This window comes from Corallococcus exiguus (assembly GCF_009909105.1).
Classification (GTDB): Bacteria; Myxococcota; Myxococcia; order Myxococcales; family Myxococcaceae; genus Corallococcus; species Corallococcus exiguus.
This window is the reverse complement of the sequence record NZ_JAAAPK010000003.1, coordinates 37,351-60,091: the sequence shown is the minus strand read 5'-3', so window position 1 is coordinate 60,091 and position 22,741 is coordinate 37,351. Positions and strand designations below refer to the sequence as shown.

Annotated in this window: 7 protein-coding genes and 1 other RNA gene; 3 read left to right on the top strand and 5 right to left on the bottom strand. The window is 69.7% G+C overall.

The features are described 5' to 3' along the window. The first annotated feature begins 105 nt into the window (after nucleotides 1-105). Complete coding sequence (locus GTZ93_RS11705) at nucleotides 106-576, top strand: FBP domain-containing protein (protein ID WP_139918405.1); 471 nt, start codon at nucleotides 106-108, stop codon at nucleotides 574-576. 39 nt (nucleotides 577-615) lie between these two features. On the opposite strand, the gene GTZ93_RS11700 is transcribed toward GTZ93_RS11705, so the two are convergent. Both GTZ93_RS11700 and GTZ93_RS11695 read right to left on the bottom strand, forming a co-directional pair. Next, nucleotides 616-14,460, bottom strand: a complete 13,845-nt coding sequence (locus GTZ93_RS11700) for a non-ribosomal peptide synthetase (RefSeq protein ID WP_161662781.1) — start codon at nucleotides 14,458-14,460, stop codon at nucleotides 616-618. A 257-nt stretch (nucleotides 14,461-14,717) separates the two neighbouring features. Further along, nucleotides 14,718-16,601 carry an OmpA family protein gene (locus tag GTZ93_RS11695; RefSeq protein ID WP_139918409.1) on the bottom strand — a complete coding sequence of 628 codons (1,884 nt, stop codon included), beginning with the start codon at nucleotides 16,599-16,601 and terminating at the stop codon, nucleotides 14,718-14,720. A gap of 195 nt (nucleotides 16,602-16,796) precedes the next feature. On the opposite strand from GTZ93_RS11695, the gene GTZ93_RS11690 reads away from it, so the two are divergent. After that, nucleotides 16,797-17,810, top strand: coding sequence for a DUF3616 domain-containing protein (locus GTZ93_RS11690; RefSeq protein ID WP_139918411.1), 1,014 nt, complete (start codon nucleotides 16,797-16,799; stop codon nucleotides 17,808-17,810). Between the two features lie 22 nt (nucleotides 17,811-17,832). On the opposite strand, the gene GTZ93_RS11685 is transcribed toward GTZ93_RS11690, so the two are convergent. From GTZ93_RS11685 to GTZ93_RS11675, 3 genes are all read right to left on the bottom strand, one after another. Next, nucleotides 17,833-19,419 (bottom strand): M16 family metallopeptidase, encoded by a 1,587-nt coding sequence (locus GTZ93_RS11685; protein WP_139918417.1) that lies wholly within the window; start codon nucleotides 19,417-19,419, stop codon nucleotides 17,833-17,835. Further along, on the bottom strand, nucleotides 19,419-20,786 hold the full coding sequence (locus GTZ93_RS11680) for a M16 family metallopeptidase (protein WP_139918413.1): 1,368 nt from the start codon (nucleotides 20,784-20,786) through the stop codon (nucleotides 19,419-19,421). Before GTZ93_RS11680 ends, GTZ93_RS11685 begins: the two co-directional genes overlap by 1 nt. Nucleotides 20,787-20,893: 107 nt before the next feature. Beyond that, nucleotides 20,894-21,901 (bottom strand): zinc-dependent alcohol dehydrogenase family protein, encoded by a 1,008-nt coding sequence (locus GTZ93_RS11675; protein ID WP_161662780.1) that lies wholly within the window; start codon nucleotides 21,899-21,901, stop codon nucleotides 20,894-20,896. Nucleotides 21,902-22,059: 158 nt separating this feature from the next. Between GTZ93_RS11675 and ssrA the strand changes: the two genes are divergently transcribed. Then, nucleotides 22,060-22,423, top strand: a transfer-messenger RNA (tmRNA) gene (gene ssrA / locus GTZ93_RS11670). The last annotated feature ends 318 nt before the right edge of the window (nucleotides 22,424-22,741 follow it).

Genomic DNA, 22,741 nt, shown 5'->3' with positions numbered 1-22,741 from the left:
AGCTGGCATGCGGTGGTGATTTCAACCCAGTGTCCGCAAGGGTTGGACAAAATCAGGCTGACGCACGTTCAGGATGTTCTCGAAGGCAGTCCGTAAGAGCACGCCATGTTCCGAATCGAGTCAGAAAAAGAGTTGCTGCGAGCCTTCCGCTCCAGGGATCGCAAGCACGTCGAACTGCCCAAGGGCACCCAGCTCCCGCTCTTCGTGCGGGACTACCTTTCGTGGGTGGATCCGTACGGGGTGCGCGTCTTCCTGGTGTTCGTCGCGCCGGGGAGCAAGCAGCCCACGGGTATCGCCTTCCGCAGGGATCAGCACGGAGACCCGACCCTTGCGCCCAAGATGTGTGACTGGTGCCGGACGCCCACCGTGGCGGAGGTGGGGCTTATCACCACGGATGTCGACTCGAAGCGCAGGGTGGGTGTGATCGTCTGCCTGGACCTGCGCTGCGGTGAGCGGCTGGAGTCCATGTCGGACCGGTCCGGTCGCAGCGTCCTGGACGACAAGGCGAGGCTGATGGAGCGCATGGCTCGCTTCGCGAGCGAAGCACTGGGCTTGGAGCCCGGCTCGGCGGATTGAGGAAGCGGGCCCGCGCGTCCGGGCCCGCCCTCCTTCGCGCTACAGCGTCCGCAGGTGGTGGAGGAGTTGCTCCGCCACCGACGATGCGTGGGGCGCGCTCAGCATCGTGTAGTGGTCTCCCGCCACGTCGTACGAAGTCACGGACCCCGTGAGCCACGTGCTCCACGCGGGCTCGTCGGCGTCACGCTGTCCCGCGGTGGCGCGGAAGAGGAGCGTGGGGCCCGAGTAGCCACCGTCAGGCACGTAGAGGCGCTGGGCTTCGTAGAACCGCGTGTGCATTTCGAAGAGGCGCTCGGCGCCATCCAGGTCCAGCCCCAGGTTGCTTCCCTTGAGCTGCTCCAGGACGTACGCGAGGCGTTCGCGCGGCTCCATGCGCCGCAGTTGCTCCAGGTCCAGGGACAGGTCCTGCCAGCGCAGGCCGAGCGTCCGCCCGACGAGTGCCAGCAGTCCGAGCGGGTCGGCTTCCGGACGCGGCTGGGGCGTGGGCACGGTGGAGTCCATCAGGGTCAGCAGCTCCACCACTTCGCCCAGGGCCTGGAGCTGACGCGCCATCTCCAGCGCGACGAGCCCGCCGAAGGACCAGCCGCCCAGCAGGTACGGCCCCTGCGGCTGCACGGTGCGCAGCTGGCTCAGGTAGTCGCGCGCCAGTGCCTCGACGGATGCGGGAGGAAGGGCGCCGCCCTCCAGGCCCGACGCGGACAGTCCGTAGACGGGCCGGTCGTTGCCCAACTGGCGCACGAGCTCGGAGTAGCCCAGCACGCCGCCGCCTCCGCCGTGAACGAGGAAGAGGGGCTGCTTCTCCGCGGTGCCCGCTTTCAGTCGCACGAGGTTGGCGGGAAGCGGGGTGGTCTCCTGTTGGATCCGCTGCGCCAGTTGCTCGACGGTGCCGTGCTGGAAGAGGGCCGCCATGGGAACCAGGTGCCCGGTGTGCACGCGGATGGAGGCGATCAACCGCAGGGCCAACAGGGAGTGTCCGCCCAGCTCGAAGAAGTTGTCGGTGATGCTGACGCGAGGCACGCGCAGCACCTCCGCGAAGGACCAGGCCAGCTGCTCCTCCAGGGGCGTGCGGGGCGCGACGTGGCTTCCGGACGCGGAGGCCGCGGACTCGGGCGCGGGGAGGGCCTTGCGGTCGACCTTGCCGTTGGCGGTGAGGGGCAGGGCGTCCAGACACACCATGGCGGAAGGCACCGAGTAGTCGGGCAGCCGCTGCTTGAGGAACGCGCGCAGCTCGGCCACGTCCAGGGGTTCGGGCGCGACATAGGCGACGAGGCGCTTGTCGCCGGGCACGTCCTCGCGGGCCATGACGACGGCGCTCCGCACCGATGGGTGGGCGAGGAGCGCGGCCTCGATCTCCGCCAGTTCGATGCGGAAGCCGCGCACCTTCACCTGCGCATCCGCGCGGCCCAGGAACTCCAGCACGCCGTCCTCACGCCAACGGCCGAGGTCGCCGGTGCGGTAGAGGCGCGCCCCGGGAGTGGAGGAGAACGGGTCGGGGACGAAGCGCTCCGCGGTGAGCGAAGGCTGGCCCACGTAGCCGCGTGCGAGTCCGTCTCCACCGATGAACAGCTCGCCCTGGATGCCCGGAGGAACGGGCTGCCCTGAGGCATCCAGCACGTACACCTGCGTGTTGCCCAGGGGGCGGCCCAGCGGAGTGGATGCGCCCACCTGGGAGGCATGGGTGAAGCGGTGGCTGGTGGCGAAGACCGTGGTCTCCGTCGGGCCATAGCAGGCGGTGATGGGGACGTTGAGTTGCTCCAGCACGCGACGCACGTGGAACGCGGAGATGACGTCACCCCCCGTGAGCACCTGGCGCAGCGTGCGCAGCGCGGGCAGGTGCGTATCCACCAACTGGGTGAAGAAGCCAGAGGTGAGCCACAGCGTCGTCACGCCGTGATGCACGAGCACCCGCTCCAGTTCATGCGGATCCGTCGGTGGGTGCGCGGGGAAGACGGCCAGCTTCGCGCCATGCAGCAGCGCACCCCAGACTTCGAAGGTGGAGGCGTCGAAGGCGAGGGGCGCCATGAGCAGCAGCGTCTCTTCAGGTCCGAAGCGTGCGTAGTCGACGCCGAAGAGGGTGCGGAGTACGGCGGCGTGAGGCGTGCCGACACCCTTGGGTCTGCCGGTGGAGCCGGAGGTGAAGTCGATGTACGCAAGGCTCTGCGGCAGGGCGCTTCGAGGAGGCGCCTGCGCGGGCATCACGTCGAGGGACAGCTCCTCCAGCACCACGGGCAACAGGTGCTCGTGAGGCAGGTTCGACAGGAGCGCGCGAGAGGTGACGAGGACGCGAGGCCGTGCGTCCTCCACCATCGCGGCCAGACGCGAGCGCGGATAGGCCGGATCCAGGGGCACGTAGGCCGCGCCCGCCTTGAGGATGGCGACAAGCGAGACGACCAGCTCCAGCGAACGCTCCAGGGCCACGGCCACGCGCGAATCCGTGTCCACGCCCAGCGAGCGCAGATGCCACGCAAGCCGATTGGCGCGTTCATCCAGCTGCCGGTAGGTGAGGCGCGTGTCTCCGAACTCAACGGCGACCTTCTCCGGGAAACGGGCCACCACCTGCTCGAAGACTTCCGGAAGCGTGGAGTCGCGCGGGTATTCGGTCGCCGTCGCGTTCCACTCCACCAACACGTGCTGGCGCTCTCCCTCCGTCAACAGGGACATGGACGCCAGGGGCGCCTCGGGCCGGGCCACGAGCGCTTCCGCCAGCGTGCGGAGGTGCTCCGCCATGCGCGCGGCCGTGCGCGGCTCGAACAGGGCGGTGTTGTAGACCAGCGCTCCCGTGAAGCCCTCGGGTGACTCCACCAGGCTCAACTCCAGGTCGAACTTGGACGTGGTCTCCTCCACGTCCAACGGGCGCAGCGTCAGCTCCTCCCCGGCCGGTGCAGGCGGAGCGCCGTCCCGCGGCGTGAAGAGCACCTGGAACAGCGGCGCGCGGCTCGGGTCTCGCGCGGGCCTCAACGCTTCCACCAACCGTTCGAAGGGCAGGTCCTGGTGGGCATACGCGCCCAGCGCCACCTCCTTCACCCGGCGCAGCAACTGCCGGAACGAGCCGCGGCGGTCCACCCGCGCCCGCAGCGCCAGCGTGTTCACGAAGAAGCCGACGAGTCCCTCCAGTTCCCCCTGCTCACGGCCCGCGATGGGCGAGCCGACGGCGAAGTCCTCCTGTCCCGAGTACAACGCCAGCAGGACCTGCCAGAGCGCGAGCAGCGCCATGAACGGCGTGGTGACCTCCTGCTGGCAGAGGGCCTTGAGTCCCCGCGTGGCGGCCTGTGACAGCCGCACGGACACCTGCGCGCCACGGTAGGTCTGAACGGATGGACGAGGCTTGTCCGTGGGCAGCTCCAGCGCATGCGGCACGCCGTCGAGCTGCTGCTTCCACCACCCCAGCTGCTGCTCCAGCACCTCGCCCTGGAGCCAGCTCCGTTGCCAGGCCGCGTAGTCCGCGTACTGGAGCGCCAGCGGTGACAGGGGCGACGGCTCACCCTTCGAGAACGCGGAATGGAGCGCCCTCAACTCCTCGACGAGGACGCGGTTGGACCAGCCATCCGAGACGATGTGGTGCAGCGTGACGAGCAGCACGTGGCGCCGCGCGGACAGGCGCATCAGGGTGGCGCGCATCAGGGGCGCGCGCGTCAGGTCGAACGGGAGGAGCGCTTCCTCCAGGGCCCGTCGCCGGGCCTCCGCGTCCTGCTCCGCCTCGGGCAGGTGGCTCAAATCCACCTGAGCCATGGGCAGCTCCGCATGCGCGTGCGGGTGCTGGACGGGCTCGCCATCCTCGCGCGCGTGGAACGTGGTGCGCAGGGCTTCATGGCGCTGGACGAGCGCCTGGAGGCCTTGAGCCAGCGCGGCTGCGTCCAGGGGCCCGTCGAGCCGCAAGGCGGCAGGGACGTTGTAGTGGACGCTCTCCGGGTTGAGCCGGTCGAGGAACCACAGCCGCTGCTGCGCGAAGGACAGCGGCAGCGGGCCGTTGCGAGGAACGGGCACCAGCGGTGGACGCCGTGCGCCCTGCTGGGCACGTGAGGCGGCTTCGATGCGTGAGGCCAGGGCCTCCACGGTGGGCGCTTCGAACAGCGTGCGCAGCGGAAGCTCCGCGCCCGTCTCCGCGCGCACCCGCGACACCACCTGCGTCGCGAGCAACGAGTGTCCACCCAGCGCGAAGAAGTCATCCTTCACGCCCACGCGGGGCACGCGCAGCACCTGCGCCCAGATGGCCGCCAGCTTCGCTTCCAGCTCCGTGCGAGGTGCTTCGTACGTGCTGCTGGCCGTCGGCGCTTCCGGTTCCGGCAACGCCTTGCGGTCCACCTTGCCGTTGACGTTGAGCGGCAGTGCCTCCAGCACCACCACCACGCCGGGCACCATGGCCTCCGGTAGTCGCTGACGCAGGTGTGCCTTCAGCGCGTCCACGTCCAGCGTCTCGCCAGACTTCGGCGCCACGTACGCGACGAGCTGCTTCTCCGTGGTCTCGCCCCTCGCCACCACGATGGCTTCCTTCACCGACTCCACCTGTCGCAGCGCCGCTTCGATTTCACCCAGCTCGATGCGGAAGCCGCGCACCTTCACCTGGAAGTCGACGCGGCCCAGGAAGTCGAGCGTGCCGTCCGCAAGCCAGCGCGCCTTGTCTCCCGTGCGGTAGAGGCGCTCGCCCGGAGTGGACGCGAAGGGATGGGGGACGAAGCGCTCGGCGGTCAGCTCGGGGCGGTTCAGGTATCCCCAGGCCAGGCCCTTGCCGCCCACGTACACCTCACCGGCGACGCCCACGGGCACCGGTTGCAGGCTCGCATCCAGCACATACGCGGTGGCGTTCGGGATGGGACGGCCAATGGACACCGGGCCCTCCACTCGCGCGTCCCGGTGCAGGGGCAGCGTGGTGGAGAAGGTCGTGTTCTCCGTCGGGCCGTAGGCATGAATGACCGTCGCGCCTTCAGGGATGCGGGCCAGGTGGTCGCGCATGCGGGGCCATGGCATCACCTCTCCGCCCGCGAGCACCTGACGCACTTCCGACAGGACTTCGCCCTGGTTCAGGACGAGCTGCTCGAAGAGCGCGGTCGTGAGGAACATCGCCGTCACGCGGTGGCGGCGAAGCTGTCCGCTCAGCTCCTCCAATGACAGGACATGCGGAGGCGGAAGGACGAGCTTCGCGCCGTGCAGCAGCGCGCCCCAGATTTCGAGCGTGGACGCGTCGAAGGCAACGGGCGCGAACTGGAGCCAGACCTCTTCGGGCCCGAAGCGCATGAAGGTGCTGCCGAGCACCAGGCGGGTGATGCCCCGGTGCGGCACGCAGACGCCCTTGGGGCGGCCGGTGCTGCCGGAGGTGAACATGATGTACGCCAGGGCTTCACCGTCCACGCGGAGGTCGGGTGCATGCGTGGGCAACGCGGCGATGACGTCCCGCTGCGCATCCAGCCAGACACGACCACCGGCGGCCGGCAGCAACGGCGCGAACGGCTGGTGGGTCACCGTCACGCGGACGTCCGCGTCCTCCAGCAGGGCCGCGGTGCGCTCCACGGGCGCGTTGCGGTCCACGGGAACGAAGGCCGCGCCCAACTTGAGGATGGCGAGCATCGCCGTCACCAGCTCGAAGGAGCGCTCGACGGCGAGTCCGACGCGTGCACCCGGGACGATGCCCTGCGCGCGCAGGTGCCAGGCCAGTTGGTTCGCGCGCGCGTCCAGCTGGGCGTACGTCAGCGATTCATCCCCCAGCACGAGCGCGACCGCGTGAGGCGTGCGCTGTGCCTGCCGGGCGAAGTGGACGTGGACGGGGATGTCCGTGGGGCTGGTGACGGCGGTGTCGTTCCACGCCACGAGGATGCGCTGGCGCTCGTCGCGGGTGAGGAGGGAGAGCTCGCCCAGGGGCTGATCAGGCTTCGCTGCCACGGCCTCCAGCAACGTGCGCAGGTGCTCCACCATCCGGGAGGCGGTGGAGGCTTCGAACAGGTCCGTGCGGTAGCTGAGCGCGCCCCGCAGGCCTTGCGCGGTCAGTGCCAGGGCCAGGGTGAGGTCGAACTGCGTGGTCTGTTCGGTCTGCTCCAGGGGCAGGAGCCGCACCGGCTCGGAAGCACCAGGCCCGCTCGGCAGCACCAGCGGCTGCGTCGGTGCGTTCTGAAGCGCGAGCACGGCCTGGAAGAGCGGCGAGTGGCTCAAGCTGCGCTTGGGCTGAAGCTCCTCCACCAGCTTCTCGAAGGGAGCGTCCTGGTGTTCGTAGGCGGCGAGCGTGGTGGCGCGCACCTGGGCCAGCAGCTGGCGGAAGGTGGCCTTCGGGTCGACGTGCGTGCGCAGCACCAGCGTGTTGACGAAGAAGCCGATGAGCCCCTCCGTGTCCTCGTGCGTGCGACCCGCGATGGGCGAGCCTACGGAGACATCTTCCTGTCCGCTGTAGCGCGAGAGCAGCGCCTGCCATGCCGCCACCAGGGCCATGAAGAGCGTGACGCCTTCGCGTTGGCACATCGCCTGGAGGGACTCCGACAGCGCTCCAGACAGCTGCACGGGCACCTGCGAACCCTGGGGAGACAGGACGCGCGGACGCGGCTTGTCGGTGGGCAGCTCCAGCAGTGGCGGCGCTCCGGAGAGCTGACGGCGCCAGTACGCGAGGTGGTGATCCAGGACCTCGTCCTTCAACCAGTCGCGCTGCCAGGCCGCGTGGTCCGCGTACTGGACCGGCAGGGGAGACAGCGGCGACGGCTGGCCCGAAACCCGGGCGCCGTACAGCGCGGACAGCTCCCGCACGAGCACGCCCATGGACCAACCGTCGGAGACGATGTGGTGCATGTTCAGCCACAGCACGTGCTCCCCTGCGCCCAGGCGCAACAGCGAGACGCGCAGCAGCGGTCCCCGCTCCAGGTCGAACGGGCGCCGCGCCTCTTCACGCAGCCGCTCGTCCAGCGCTTCGCGGGAGACCTCGCCCGGCTCCACCACCTCCAGGGCGAACGGCACTTCTGCGAGGATGACCTGGGCGGGCTGGCCCTCCTTCGCGACGAAGACGGTGCGCAGGGATTCGTGGCGGGCGATGAGCGCGGCGAAGGCCTGCTCCAACGCGGACACGTCCAGCGCGCCCTCCACGCGCAGGGCCAGGAAGATGTTGTAGGCGGCGCTGCCCGGCTCCAGCTGATCAATGAGCCACAGCCGCTGCTGGGCGAAGGACAGGGGCAGCGGGCCCGTGCGGGACACGGGCACGAGAGGCGGGGCGGGAGGCAGGGCCACCACGCCGCGCCTGCGCAGCTCGCGGAGGACCTCCCGGGCCCGGTGGTGAGCCTCCGCCCAGGTCAGGACCTGGCCGTCGTGCTCGACGGCGATCGCGTCGGGATGGCGCAGGGCCTGTGCCTGGAGGAGCCGGTGCAGGGAGGCATCCTCCGCCGTGGCCGCGCCGGTTTCACTCCACGAGTGGAGCAGGAGCCCGCGCTCCTCGAGCGTGAGCATGGGCAGCGCGGAGAGGCGGCGCTCCGGTGCGTGGAGGGCGCCGGCCAGCAACGCGCGCAGGTGTCCCACCATGCGGCTGGCGGTCGAGGCGTCGAAGAGGTCGGTGTTGTATTCGAGCAGGCCCTTCAGCCCGTCGGCGGTGTCGTTCAGCGCCAGGGTGAGGTCGAACTTCGCGGTGCCGCCCCGAGGCTCCAGTGGCTGGAGCTTGAGGCCCGTGCCCAGCGTCTCCGGCATGGGCGCGTTCTGGTACGCGAGCATCACCTGGAAGAGCGGCGTGCGGCGCGGGTCACGCTCCGGCCGGAGCGCCTCCACCAGCTTCTCGAAGGGCACGTCCTGATGCGCGTACGCACCCAGGGCCACGTCGCGCACGCGGGCGAGCAGTTCGCGGAAGCTCGGGTCTCCGTCCAGCTTCGTGCGCAACACCAGCGTGTTGACGAAGAAGCCGATGAGCCCCTCCAGCTCCGCATGGTGCCGGCCCGCGATGGGCGAGCCCACGGCGACATCTTCCTGTCCGCTGTAGCGCGAGAGCAGCACCTGGAACGCGGCCAGCACCACCATGGAGGGCGTGACGCCTTCGCTCCGGCAGAGCGCCTGCATCGCGTCCGACAGCTCGCGAGGGAACTGGAAGGGCACCACCGCGCCACGGAAGGTCTGCGCCGCGGGACGAGGCCGATCCGTGGGCAGCTCCAAAGCCTTCGGCGCGCCGTGGAGTTGCTCGCGCCACCAGCCGAGCTGGGACTCCAGGGCCGCGTCTCGCAGCCAGCCTCGCTGCCAGACGGAGAAGTCCGCGTACTGCACGGGCAGCGGCTTGAGTTGCGGCGTCCGGCCATCCGCGTGGGCGGCATACAGCGTGGTCAACTCCTGGAGGAGCACGCCCATGGACCAGGCGTCGGAGATGACGTGATGCATGGTGAGCAGCAGCAGGTGGTGCTGCGCGCTCATTCGCACCACGAGGACGCGCCAGAGCGGACCGGCTTCCAGGTCGAAGACCTGCCGTGCCTCTTCGTCGAGGATGGCGCTGAGCTCGCGCTCGGCATCAGGCAGCGTGCTCAGGTCCATCCAGCCCGCGGGCAGCGTGGGGGACGCGCTGATGACCTGGACGGGGCCTGACGCCTCTTCACGGAAGGTGGTGCGAAGGGATTCGTGGCGCTGGGACAGCTCTCGCAGGCCCCGTGCGAGCGCGGGCACATCGAGGGTGCCTTCGAGCCGCATGACGAAGGGGAGGTTGTACGCGGTGCTCGCGGGCTCCAGCTTCGCGAAGAACCACAACCGCTGCTGGGCGAAAGACAGGGGCAGGCCGCCGTCGCGCGGCACCGGCTTGAGCGTGGGCACGGCCAGGGCAGGGCGCACCGGGCCTTGCGCCTCAAGACGACGGGCAATGGCTTCCACGGTGGGGGCCGCGAAGAAGTCCGCGATGGACAGCTCCGCCTGGAACGCGCGCCGGATGCGCGAGAGGATCTGCGTGGCGCTCAGCGAGCTGCCGCCCAGGTCGAAGAAGTTGTCCTCGGCGCCAACCGTGCCCGTCTGGAGGACCTCTTCCCAGAGCGTGGCGAGCAACCGCTCCGTGTCCGTGCGCGGCGGGCGCGTCCGTGCGCGAGTCTGGAAGGTGGAGGGAGCGGGCAGGGCCTTGCGGTCCACCTTGCCGTTGGAGTTGAGGGGCAGGGCATCCAGCCGCCCCATGGCCGAAGGCACCATGTAGTCGGGCAGCCGCTGCTTGAGGAACGCGCGCAGTTCGGCCACGTCCAGGGACTCAGGAGCGACGACGTAGGCGACGAGACGCTTGTCGCCGGGCACGTCCTCGCGGGCCATGACGACGGCCTCGCGCACCTCGGGATGAGCGCGCAGGGCGGCTTCGATTTCAGGCAGTTCGATGCGGAAGCCGCGCACCTTCACCTGCGCGTCCGCTCGGCCCAGGAACTCCAGCACGCCGTCCTCGCGCCAACGGCCGAGGTCACCGGTGCGGTAGAGGCGCGCGCCGGGAGAGGAGGAGAACGGATCGGGAAGGAAGCGCTCCGCAGTGAGCGAGGGCTGGCCCACGTAGCCGCGCGCGAGTCCGTCGCCACCGATGAACAGCTCGCCCTGGACGCCCGGAGGAACGGGCTGGCCGGAGGCATCCAGCACGTACACCTGCATGTTGCTGTGAGGGCGGCCCAGCGGGACGGAGGCGCCTACCTGAGAGGCATGGGTGAAGCGGTGGCTGGTGGCGAAGACCGTGGTCTCCGTCGGGCCATAGCAGGCGGTGATGGGGACGTTGAGTTGCTCCAGAACGCGACGCACGTGGGACGCGGAGATGACGTCACCCCCCGTGAGCACCTGGCGCAGGGAGCGCAGCGCGGGCAGATGCGTATCCACCAACTGGGTGAAGAAGCCAGAGGTGAGCCACAGCGTCGTCACGCCGTGATGCACGAGCACCCGCTCCAGTTCATGCGGATCCGTCGGTGGGTGCGCGGGGAAGACGGCCAGCTTCGCGCCATGCAGCAGCGCACCCCAGACTTCGAAGGTGGAGGCGTCAAAGGCGAGGGGCGCCATGAGCAGCAGCGTCTCTTCAGGTCCGAAGCGTGCGTAGTCGACGCCGAAGAGGGTGCGGAGCACGGCGGCGTGAGGCGTGCCGACACCCTTGGGCCTGCCGGTGGAGCCGGAGGTGAAGTCGATGTACGCGAGGCTCTGAGGCAGGGCGCTCCGCGGGGGCGCATGCGCGGGCATCACGTCGAGGGACAACTCCTCCAGCACCACGGGCAACAGTTCCTCGTGAGGCAGGTTCGACAAGAGCGCGCGAGAGGTGACGAGGACGCGAGGCCGTGCGTCCTCCACCATCGCGGCCAGACGCGAGCGCGGATAGGCCGGATCCAGGGGCACGTAGGCCGCGCCCGCCTTGAGGATGGCGACGAGCGAGACGACCAGCTCCAGCGAACGCTCCATGGCCACGGCCACACGCGAATCCGTGTCCACGCCCAGCGAGCGCAGATGCCACGCAAGCCGATTGGCGCGTTCATCCAGCTGCCGGTAGGTGAGGCACGTATCACCGAACTCAACGGCGACCTTCTCCGGGAAGCGGGTCACCACCTGCTCGAAGACTTCCGGAAGCGTGGAGTCGCGCGGGTATTCGGTCGCCGTCGCATTCCATTCCACCAGCACCCGCTGGCGCAGTTCCGCCGTGAAGGGCATCACGGTGTCGCGTGGCTGCGCGACGGCGCGGGCTTCCCAATCGCGCGCGACGTCCTCCATCGGAACCGTGGGCGCGGGCCGCGCACGGGCCTCCTGTGGCTTGAGCGGTGCCGGGACCGGCTGCCCCTTGCCCGCGAGCGCCTCGTCGATGAGGCGCGCCACTGCGTCCAGCGTGGGAGTCTCGAACAGGCGCCGGAGGGGCAGCTCCACCGAGAAGGCCTGTCGGATCCGGCTGAGCGCCTGCGTGGCCAGCAGCGAATGTCCGCCCAGGTCGAAGAAATGATCATTCGCCCCGACGCGCGTCACGCCGAGCAGCTCCTGCCACAGCCCCGCCAGGCGCTGTTCGGTGGGCGTGCGAGGCGCCACGTACTCCCGAGAGTCACCCCCCGCCAGGTCCGGAGCCGGCAGCGCCTTGCGGTCCACCTTGCCGTTGGTCGTGAGCGGGAGCGTGGCCAGCACCACCACGGCCGACGGCACCATGTACTCGGGCAGGGCGTCCTTGAGGGCCGCCCGCAGCGCGCTGCTGTTGGAGTCAACGCCGTCGCGAAGCACGACGTAGCCGACCAGCCGCTTGCCACCGGGCCCGTCCTCGCGCGCTACCACCACCGCGTCCCGCACGGGCGGCAGCTTCGCCAGCGCGGTCTCCACCTCACCCAGTTCGATGCGGAAGCCACGCACCTTCACCTGCGCATCCGCGCGGCCCACGAACTCCAGCGTGCCGTCCTCGCGCCAGCGCACCACGTCGCCCGTGCGGTACAGCCGCGCGCCGGCCTCGCCGGAGAAGGCATCCGGCACGAAGCGCTCAGCCGTCAGCGCGGCCCTGCCCGCGTAGCCTCGCGCCACGCCCACGCCGCCCAGGTGCAGCTCCCCCTTCACGCCCACGGGCACGAGCCCGCCCCGGGCATCCAGGACGTACGCGCGCACGTTGGCCAGCGGTCGGCCGATGGACGGCACGCGTCCGTCCACCGTGCATTCTGTGAGCGTGGCCATGACGGTGGCTTCCGTGGGGCCGTACGTGTTGATGAACACGCGGCCCGGAGCCCACCGCGCCACCACCTCCGGAGGCAGCGCTTCACCGCCGGAGATGACGGTCCGCAGCGCGGGCAGTCCTTCCGGGGCCGTGGCCGCGAGCGTCGCAGGCGTGAGGCTGATGACCGTCAGGGCCTCGTCGCGCAGCAGCTTGCGCAGCGGCTCGCCGGGCATCAGGTCTTCCAGCGGTGCCAGCACCAACGTGGCCCCGCTGCACAGCGTGGTGAAGATCTCCTCCACCGACAGGTCGAACGAGAGGCTGGCGAACTGGAGGACGCGGCTGCCTGGACCGATGCCGTAGGCCGGGGCCTCATGCGCGACCAGGTTGCACACGCCACGGTGCTCGATGGCGGTCCCCTTGGGCATGCCCGTGCTGCCAGAGGTGTAGAGCACGTAAGCGAGATTCCGGGGCCCCACGCCTGAGTCCGGAGCCAGCACGCTCTCCCCCGCGAGCCCGCCCCGCTCCACATCGAGGCACAGCGCACGGGAGCGCTGCGCCTCAGGGAAGCGCTCCAACAGCGGACCCTGCGTCACCAGCACGGAGGCGCCGCTGTCCTCCAGCATGAAGGCCAACCGCTCCCGAGGCAGCATCGGATCCACGGGCACCCACGCACCGCCCGCCTTGAGGATGCCAAGCAGCCCCACGGCGACGTCCAGCGAGCGCTCCACGCTCAAGGCCACCCGGGCCTCCGGTCCCACGCCCCGGCGGCGCAGCGCATGCGCGAGCTGGTTCGCGCGGGCATCCAGCTGCGCATACGTGAGCGCCTGTCCCAGGAACCGCACGGCCACGGCCTCGGGCGTGCGCTGCGCCTGTGCCTCGAAGAGCGTGTGCAGGCAACAGTCCTCCGGGAAGGGCGCGGCTTCCCCGGCCCACTCCCGCTGGACCCGCGTCGCTTCGGCCGCATCCATCAAGGGCAGCTCGGAGACGCGCCGGCCCGGATCCGCGATCACGCCTTCCAGCAGCGTGCGCAGGTGCGCGAGCAGCCGCTGGATGGAACCGGGGTCGAAGAGGTCCGTGTTGTACTCCGCCGTGAGGCGCATGCCCTGCGGCACCTCCATGGCGATGAGCGACAGGTCCGTCTTGCTGGTGCGGTTGTCCACCGGCTGCGCGTCCAGGACGAGCCCCGGCAATCGCAGCGGCGGCAGGGGCGCGTTCTGCAGCGTCAGCGCCACCTGGAAGAGGGGATTCACGCTCAGCTGGCGCTCCGGCTTCAGCGCGTCCACCAGCTTCTCGAAGGGCACGTCCTGGTGCGCGTAGGACTCCAGCGTCGTCTCGCGCACGCGGCCGAGCAGCTCGCGGAAGGACGGCTGTCCGGACAGGTCCGTGCGGAAGGCCAGGTAGTTGGTGAACAGGCCGATGAGTCCTTCCAGCTCCGCGCGGCCACGGCCGGCCACGGAGGTACCCACCACCACGTCCTGCTGGCCGCTGTAGCGCGACAGCAGCACCTGGAAGCCCGCGAGCAGCACGCCGAAGAGCGTGTTGCCCTCCGCGAGCGCGAGCGCCTTCAGCGACTCCACGAGCGCGACGGGCAGCACCGCGTTGATGCGCGCACCGCGCCCGGAGAGGACCGCGGGGCGGGGCCTGTCGGTGGGCAACTCCAGCACCGCGTCTGGGTCCAACCGCTCACGCCAGAAGCCCAGGTGCGACTCCAGCACGTCACCGCGCAGGAACTCACGCTGCCAGGCCGCATAGTCGGCGTACTGCATGGGCAGCGGGGCCAGCGGTGACGTCTTGCCTTCCGCGAGCGCCGGGTACAGCGCGCTCAGCTCGCGCACCAGCACGCCCATGGACCAACCGTCCGTGATGATGTGGTGCAGCTTGAGCAGCAGCACATGCTCCAGCGCATCCAGCCGGTACAGCACGGTGCGCAGCAGCGGTCCCTTCTCCAGGTCGAACGGCTGGCGCGCCTCGTCGGTGATCAGCCGAATGGCCTCCGCCTCACGCTCCGACGCGGGCAGCGACTGGAGGTCCACCAGGGGCAGCGCGAGCTCCAACGCGGGCGCGATGTGCTGCAGCGGCCGGCCGTCCTGTTCGACGAAGGTGGTGCGCAGCGGCGCGTGACGCCGCACCAGCGCCTGGAGGCTGGCGTGCAGCACGGCCACGTCCAGCACGCCGGAGAACCGCACGCGGACCGGGATGTTGAAGGCGGCGCTGCCAGGGCTCAGGCGGTCCTGGAACCACATGCGCTCCTGGCTGAAGGACACCGGTGCCTGCGTGGGCCGGACCTTGCCGCGCAGCAGCTCCGCCAGCCGCGCGCGCTTCTGCTCCGGGGTCATCCCCGCGCCGTTACCTTCTGTTTCAAATGTCCTCATGTTTCGAGAATAACTGGTCAGCGAGGGGCACTGGGTGAAACTGACCCTCGGCGATATTCCCGATTATTTCCGACGCAGCGCACTCGACAGAACGCGTCGTGCGGGTGGGGAGACGAGGCCTCGAAGCGGGGCATTTTGCCCCGGGCCTTCAGTCATCCCGCAAAACAACAAATGTATCGATTTGGGACGGCCCTGGTGCCGGGCCGTCCCAAGGGTCCGCGTTACTTCTTGCCGGCCGGTGTGCCCGCGCCAGGCGCGGGAGTCGCGGGAGGCGCGCCCGGTCCGGGCACCGGCTCGGTGCCGGGCGGCGGCGGCTGGCCGTGGGGGACGATGGTCTCCTTCGGGCCGGATTCGAGCTCCGACTTGACCAGCTTGAAGTCCACGCGCCGGTTCTTCGCGCGGCCGAGCGCCGTGTCGTTGGTAGCGATGGGCCGGTCGAACCCGAAGCCCTGCGACGTGAGGCGCTTGCGGTCGATGCCCTTCTTCGTCAGGTACTCGAGCACCGACTTCGCGCGCCGGTTGGACAGGTCCACGTTCAGCGCACGCGAACCCTTGTTGTCCGTGTGCCCTTCAATCTGCACGGGCCCCAGCGTCGGGTTCTTCGCGAGCACCGTCGCCACCTCGTCCAGCAGCGGGTACGACTGCTTCTGGATGACCGCGGAACCCGTCTCGAAGAGGATGTTGCCCTTGATGCGGATGCGGTCCGACTCCACCACCACGTAGGGCGGAGCGTCGTACGGGCAGCCGTTGTTCTCGGGCGGACCGGCGACGTCGGGGCAGTCGTCCTCGCCGTCCGGAATCTCGTCGAAGTCCGTGTCCGGGCAGCCGTCGAAGTCCTTCAGGCCGGGCACCAGGGGGCACTTGTCCAGCGGGTCGATGACGCCGTCGCCGTCGGTGTCCTTGTCCGGCTCCACCGGGCAGCCCTTGTTCTCCTTCGGGCCGGGCTTGTTGGGGCACATGTCGTCGCCGTCCGCCACGCCGTCGCCGTCGTTGTCCGGATCCGGGCAGCCGTCGAAGTCCTCGAAGTCGTCCTTGTCCTCGGGCTGCGTGGGGCAGCGGTCGCGCACGTCGGGCACTCCGTCGCCGTCGGAGTCCGGGCCCTCGTCCTTGAAGGTCTTGTCGTAGCGCAGCGCCAGCATGACCCGCAGGGCCTCACGGCCGTAGCCGGTGGTGACGTTGAGGCCGCGGCCCACGTCCAGCTCCACGCCCCAGTCGCCCCACACCTTGGCGCGGGCGCCCACCAGCAGCTCCCACGGAGACTTGAGCGAATCCGCCTGGTCGAAGTTGAAGGGGCGCGCCAGCGGCGTGCGCAGGTGCATTTCCGCGGTGGCCTTCACCTCGCGCAGCCGGCTGATGTCCGGCAGGTCCACGATGCCGCCCGCGCCCAGCGTCAGCTCGTCGTCCACGCGCAGGTTGAGGTACTGCGCCGCGGGGCGCAGCAGCACGCCCGCGTTGCCCAGCACGCGCACGGGCCCCAGCTTCTTCTCAATGGCCAGGCGCGGGGCGAACACCACGCCGCTCTCACCCGTGAAGCTCTGCGCGCTGCCGGTGGGCAGCCGCACCTCCGCCACCAGCGCGAGCCCCAACGGGAAGCGGTCCGGATTCAACAGGCTCACGCGAGGCAGCACGCGGATGTCGCCCAGCGTGGTGCCGCTGACGCCCGCGGCGCCGGGGAAGTCCGGCGCGTTCAGCGCGTCACCCAGCAGCGAGAAGTTGTCGCCCTGGATGAGCGTGACGGGCAGGTCCACGCCCAGCTCCAACCGCTCCAGCAGCTGGTAGGAGAACAGCAGGTGCGCGTCCAGCCGGTACGGCAGCAGGTTCCCCAGCTTCTCGTCGCCCAGCTTCAACGCGAGGATGCGCCAGTTGAAGTCGAAGAGCAGAGCGCCCCGGTAGCTGCCCACCGGTTCGACGGTGGCGCCTTCCAGGCCGATGCCGCTGGACTGCGCGGCCGTCGGTTTCACCGGGACGGCGTCGAAGCCTCGGGAGAAGGGGTCTGGTTGAGCGTGGGCCGCTGCCGTGGTGAGCAGCAGGCCCAGGAGCGCGAGTCGCAGGGCCGCGCCGCACGCGGACCGGCTCCACGAAGGTTCGGAGTCGGGGCATTGCATCCTGAGGCTCTTAGCACCCACCTCCCCCCGCCGGAAGAAAACCCACCCTCGCGGTGTGAGCTACAGCCCCATGCCATTTATACAAACCCCGATCATCTCGGATCCGCCGTGTGTCTTGTTGCATACGACACATTTCACGCGGGACCTCTGGGTTCCCGGCGCGCGTGACGCTGTGCGAGCAGCGAGAAGAGGGCCATGAAACGCTGGCTCCTGTGGGGATGTGTCCTGGTGGCGGGCTGTGGCACCCGCGAGGCGAACGTGCGGCGCGACGCGCTGCACGCCGCGCCCGCGAACACGGTCGTCTTCGAAGGCAGCTGTGACGCGTCCGGCGCGGTGGAGCTGGGCCAGGGCCTGTTCGTGGTGGCGGACGACGAGGACAACATCCTGCGCGTCTACGATGCGCGGAAGGGAGGCCGTCCGCTGCGCACGGTGGACCTGTCGCCGTCGCTCGACCTGCCGGTGAAGAAGAAGCCACCGGAGACGGACATCGAAGCGGGCTCGCGGCTGGGCAACCTGGCCTTCTGGCTCACGTCGCACGGCCGCAACAGCTCCGGCAAGAAGCAGCCCGCGCGCCTGCGCTTCTTCGCCACCGGCGTGGAAGACCCCGAGCACGTGCAACTCGTCGGACAGCCGTACACGCAGTTGTTGGAGGACCTGCTCGCGGACGCCCGGCTCGCGCCGTTCGGGCTCGCGCAGGCGGAGCCGCTGCCGCCCAAGGAGCCGGGTGGGCTCAACATCGAAGGCATGACGGCGATGCTGGACGCGCCCGGGATGCTGATTGGTTTCCGCAGCCCGCTGACGCAGGGCAAGGCGTTGGTGGTGCCGCTCTTGAACCCGGAGGCGGTGGTGCGCGACGGCGCGACCGCGCGCTTCGGTGAGCCCCGGCTGCTGGAGTTGGGCGGGTTGGGCATCCGCTCGCTGTCGTCGTGGCGGGGGCGCTACCTCATCATGGCGGGGGCCACCGCCTCCGAGGCGAAGTCGCGCCTGTTCACCTGGAAGGGCGGAGACGACGCGCCGGTGCCGGTGACGTCGGTGGACCTGTCCGGCGTGAACCCGGAGGCGTTCTTCACGCCCGACACGTCGGAGGACATCCTGCTGCTCAGCGACGACGGCACCGTGCAGGTGGACGGCGTGGAGTGCAAGCGCCAGAAGGATCCGGCGCTCAAGCGCTTCCGCGGCGTGTGGACGACGTTGCCGGAAAGCCCCTGAGCGCCGGAAGGGCGCGCGGACGTCAGCGCTCCATGAACCCCGACGCCGGGACAATCTGCACGGCGTCCGGACGCACCGGCAGCTTCTGCTGGATGATGAGTTCATCCAGCTTGAGCAGCTCCGGCGGCTTGGGCGACGCGTAGGTGATGGGCGAAGGCGCGCCGGACTTCAGCTTCTCCGCCAGCCCCTGCGCATCCTCCGTGACGTACACGAGCGCCAGCTTCTCCGGCGCCAGTTGCCGTTTGACGGCGGCCTGCACGGACTCCGGCGTCATCGTCGTCAGCGCGGAGCGGTATGCGTCCAGGAAGTTGGGCGTGCCGTAGTAGAGCGAGTCGATGGCGTAGCCCAGCCGCCGCTGGTCGGTCTGCTCCCACAGGCGCGTGTAGCCCTGGAGGAAGCCGCGCACCAGGTTGAAGCGATCCGGGGTGAGGGGCTCCTTCGACATGCGCTCCAGGAAGAACACCGCGCCGCGCGTGGCGAACACGCCGTTGGCGGGCACCACGGGACGCAGCCAGATGGACACGTCCTGCTGGGTGCGCACCAGGTTGGTGCGGTTGAAGGTGCCGTTGCCCCGGTCCTCGATGAAGTGCTCGGCGTAGGCGTAGTCGCCGTAGTTGAGGCCGCGCTGCTCGCGAAGCTCGTTGAAGAGCACGCCGATGAACTGGCGGTGCTCGCCCAGGTTCGACAGCGCGAACGCCACCGGGAAGAAGTCCGGGTCACCCCGGCGCATCGGCGTGACGAAGCCCATGCTCACGGCGGTGGAGAGCGTGGGCTTCTGGAGGATGAGCGTGCGCCCCGCGGAGGACTTCACGGTGGGCAACTCCACCCGGGGCGCGCCCTTGGCGGGCAGCGCGCTCAGGCGCGAAGTCATCGTCTGCTGGAGGTTCGCGTCCACGGGGCCCGCGAGCCCGATGACGAGCCGGTCCTGCGTGAAGACGCGGCGCGCGTGCGCCTTCACGTCCTCCAGCGTGAGGGACTGGAGCCCCTGCACGGTGCCGCCGGTGTAGTGGGCGTACGGGTGCCCCGCGTAGATGAGCGCGTCCAGGCCCACCTTGCCGAGCGTCTCGTCGTCTTCACTGCGCAGGCCGTTGCGCACGGCATTGAGCGCGTTGGCGCGCAGTCGCTCGAACTCCGCGGGGTCGAAGCGGGGCTGGAGCAGTGTGTCCGTGAAGAGCAGCAGGAACGCGGGCAGGAAGTCCTGGTGGACGCGGCCGGAGAGGGTGGTCATCTCCTTGTCGGTGAAGACCTTGAGCTCGGCGGCCATGGGGTAGAGCGCTTCCAGCAGCTGCGCGGCGGTGAGCCGCTGCGTGCCGCCCTCCGCCATCAGCTTCGCGGTGAGGGCGGTGAGGCCCTCCTTGCCCTTCGGGTCGTCGATGGAGCCCGTGTGGAAGACGAGCCGCAGGCTTACGATGGGCGTGTCCGCACGGGCCTGCACCACGAGGTGCATCGGCGGCGGCTCATTCAGCGGCACCGCGGGCACGGAGCCCGGTTCGGGAGGCGGCGTGGGCGTCGGAGTCGGGGGCGGTTCCTCGGGAGGCTTGTGGTGGGCGCAGCCTGCGAGGGACAGCGCGGCGGCCAGGACGAGCGACACGATGGCGCGGGTCTTCATCACGGCGTCCCTCCGGCGGCGACGGCCTTGGGGGTGAGGGTGAGGACGGTGAGGTTCTTGTCCTCGAGGTACTTCCTCGCGAACAGGGTGATCTGCTGGGGCGTCACGCTGCCCAGCTGCTTCAGATAGCTGGCGAGCGCGTCAGGGCGGCCCATCACGCCCGCGTAGAGGGCCAGGTCGATGGCCACGTCGCGCGGCGTCTCCAGGTCCATCAGCAGGCCGTAGCGCAGGTGGTCCTGGATGGCCTTCAAGCGCACGCCGTCCACCGGGGCGCCGGCCACGGCCGTCACCTCGCGGCGCAGCACGGCGTCCACGTCGGCGCGGAACTTCTCGTCCTGCAACGTGGCGTCGATGGGGAACAGGTACGGGTCGCGGTGGGGCGTGGTGTAGACGTTCAGCGACTCGACGTACTGCTTCTCCAGCACCAGCTCCTTGTACGCGGGGCTGGTGTCGCCCACGAGGTACTCGGCGAGGATGGTCTGGATGGCGGCGTCGGCCGTGTCCGCGCGGGCGGCGGGCGTGTGCCACGCGAGCACGTGGCGCGGCTGCGTGGGCTGCGGCCAGTCCACGTGGACGGTGCGCTGACTCGTCTGCGGGGGCTCGGTGGGGATGATGACGCTGGTGGGCTGGCGCTGCCATCTGCCATAGGCCTTGGTCACCTGCGAGACGACCTGCGCGTCGTTGAAGTCACCCACGATGAAGAGGGTGGTGTTGGCGGGCGTGTACCAGCGCTCGAAGAACGAGCGGCTGTACGCGTACGCCTTGGGCATCGCCTGGATGTCTTCGTAGAAGCCCAGCGTGGTGTGCTGGTACGTGTGGCGGGTGAAGGCCGTCTTCGCCAGGGCCTCCTCCAGCTTGAGGTCCGGGCCCGCGGCGTTCTTGTGGTACTCGCCCAGGACGGCGAGCGCCTCCGTCTGGAAGGCTGGCTCGGAGTACTCGAGGTTCTGGAAGCGGTCGGCCTCCAGCGCGATGAGCTTCTCCAGGCCGGCGGTGGGGCCGTACACCTGGTACACGGTGATGTCGTCGGTGGTGAACGCGTTGTCGTCGAAGCCGAAGCCGCCGAGGATGCGCTCACGCTGGCCCTCCGGGTTCGCCTTCGTCCCCTTGAACATCATGTGTTCGAAGAAGTGGGCGAAGCCGGTGCGGCCGGGCTCCACCTCGTTGCGCGAACCCACGCGCACGGCGGTGACGTACGCGACGATGCCGGGAGAGTTGAACGGCACGCGCACCACGGTGAGCCCGTTGGGCAGGCGCGTGGTGTTCAGCGTGTAGGGGAAGAAGCGGGAGGCGTCAGGAGGCTGCTGCGCGGACGCCGGCAGCGCCGGCATCATCAGGAGCAGCAGCAGGAGGGGCAACAGGCGGCGCATGCGCGGACCCTTTCGGTGCTGGGAACGCGCGGGACGTTACGCCGGAGCCAGGCCCGGGGTGGGTGGCTTTCTGTCGGCGCATGTCACCTGTGCGCCAGAGCCACGCCTCACAGGGTGATGACGATCTTCCCGAAGTGGCCGCCGGACTCCATGTACTGGAGCGCTTCGCGAGCCTGGGCGAAGGGGACGACGCGGTCGATGACGGGCCGGGTCTGTTCCTGGGACATGGCCTTGAGCATGTCCTCGAACATCTCGCGGCTGCCCACGTAGGTGCTGACGACGCGAAGGTGTTTGGCGCTGGTGGCGGTGGTGTCCGGCTTGCCGGGCGCGCCGGTGAGCAGGCCGATGAGCGCGATGTGGCCGCCCTCCTTGGTGGCCGCGATGGAGCGGGGCAGCGTGCCCGCGCCGCCGACCTCCAGCACATGGTCCACGCCCTGGTTGCCGGTGAGCGTGAGCACCTCCTGTTCCCAGTCCGGCGTCTGGCGGTAGTTGATGAGCCACTGCGCGCCCAGCTGCTTCGCGCGTTGGAGCTTGTCATCCTGGCTGGAGGTGATGAGGACGCGGGCTCCGAGGATGCGGGCGAACTGGAGGGCGAAGATGGACACGCCGCCAGTGCCCTGCGCGAGCACGGTCTGCCCACGCTTGAGGCCACCCTGGGGGACGAGCGCGTTCCAGGCGGTGACGGCGGCGCAGGGGAGGGTGGCGCCCTCCTCGTAGGAGAGCCAGTCCGGCAGGAGCACCAGCCCTTCGGCGTCCACGCAGACGTATTCAGAGAGGACGCCGGGGACGCTACCGCCGAGCGCGTGGGCGACCTTCTCCGAGGTGCGTTCGCCGTCGGTCCAGACCTGGAAGAAGGTGGGGGCGACGCGGTCGCCGGCCTTCACGCGGGTGACGCCCGAGCCCACGGAGACGACCTGGCCGGCGCCGTCCGAGCAGGGGATGAGGGGGAGCTTGAGGCCGGGGTAGGTGCCGCGGGCGATGATGAGGTCGCGGTAGTTGAGGGAGACGGCGTGGATGCGGACGAGCGCCTGGCCGGGGCCCGGCTGGGGCTGGGGCGTTTCCACGAGGGTCCAACTGGAGGAGCCGGTGGGGGTGTGGAGCTCGTACGCCTGCATGGGGGGACTCCGGAAGGAAGGGGCTGCCTGAGGGGCAGGCAGGGGAGGGAATGTCGCAGGAGTGACCGCCGTGCCTTCAGGAGGATTGACGGAGGGCGTTCAGCGGTTAATGTAGGACGGGTGCGGAGCTGCTGGGGCCGCATGACGTACATCGAACCGGGGGCGACCTGGCTTCGACGGGGGCAATGACGTTCGAGACGCGTGCCGAGCTTGTTGGGTGCTCGTAAAACTGCCGACAACATCACAAAAGCCAACGACAACGTTGAGCTCGCGCTGGCTGCCTAATTAGCAGTCTTTAGTGCGCGGTCCCCCTGCTCTCGGTCCGTGGGGTGGGGATGGGCCGTCATAATGCGGACTGGTCGCCAAGGGTGCCTGGGCCCGAGGTGACGAGATCTTTCCAGGACCGGCATCAGGTATCCCGTCCGTGGGAGCCCTGGTGACGTAGCAAATCGCGGACTACGCACGTAGGGTCGAAGAGCCGACGGCTTTCGGACGAGGGTTCGATTCCCTCCGCCTCCACATAGAAGTTGCCGTATCCATTGAGTGTTTCTCCTGACGTAACACCGACGTAACAGCGACCGCGCTCCCCGAGGGCAGCAGCCCCTCGGGGAGGGTGAGCTTGAACATCGCGACCTGCTCGCACAGTACGTGCCAGGGCGGCGTGGTGTAGGCATCCACGATGTCGCCTTCGGGCCCGTGGGTGACCCAGCGGAGCAGTTCCTTCCGCGCCCCATCCCCGATAGCCAGCGAGATGAACGTCCGACGGGCGTCGTGCTGTCGGCGGCGGCGCAGGCCCAGCAGCTCCAGGTCCTCCAGGAGGCGCTTGTAGCTGGAGGACGA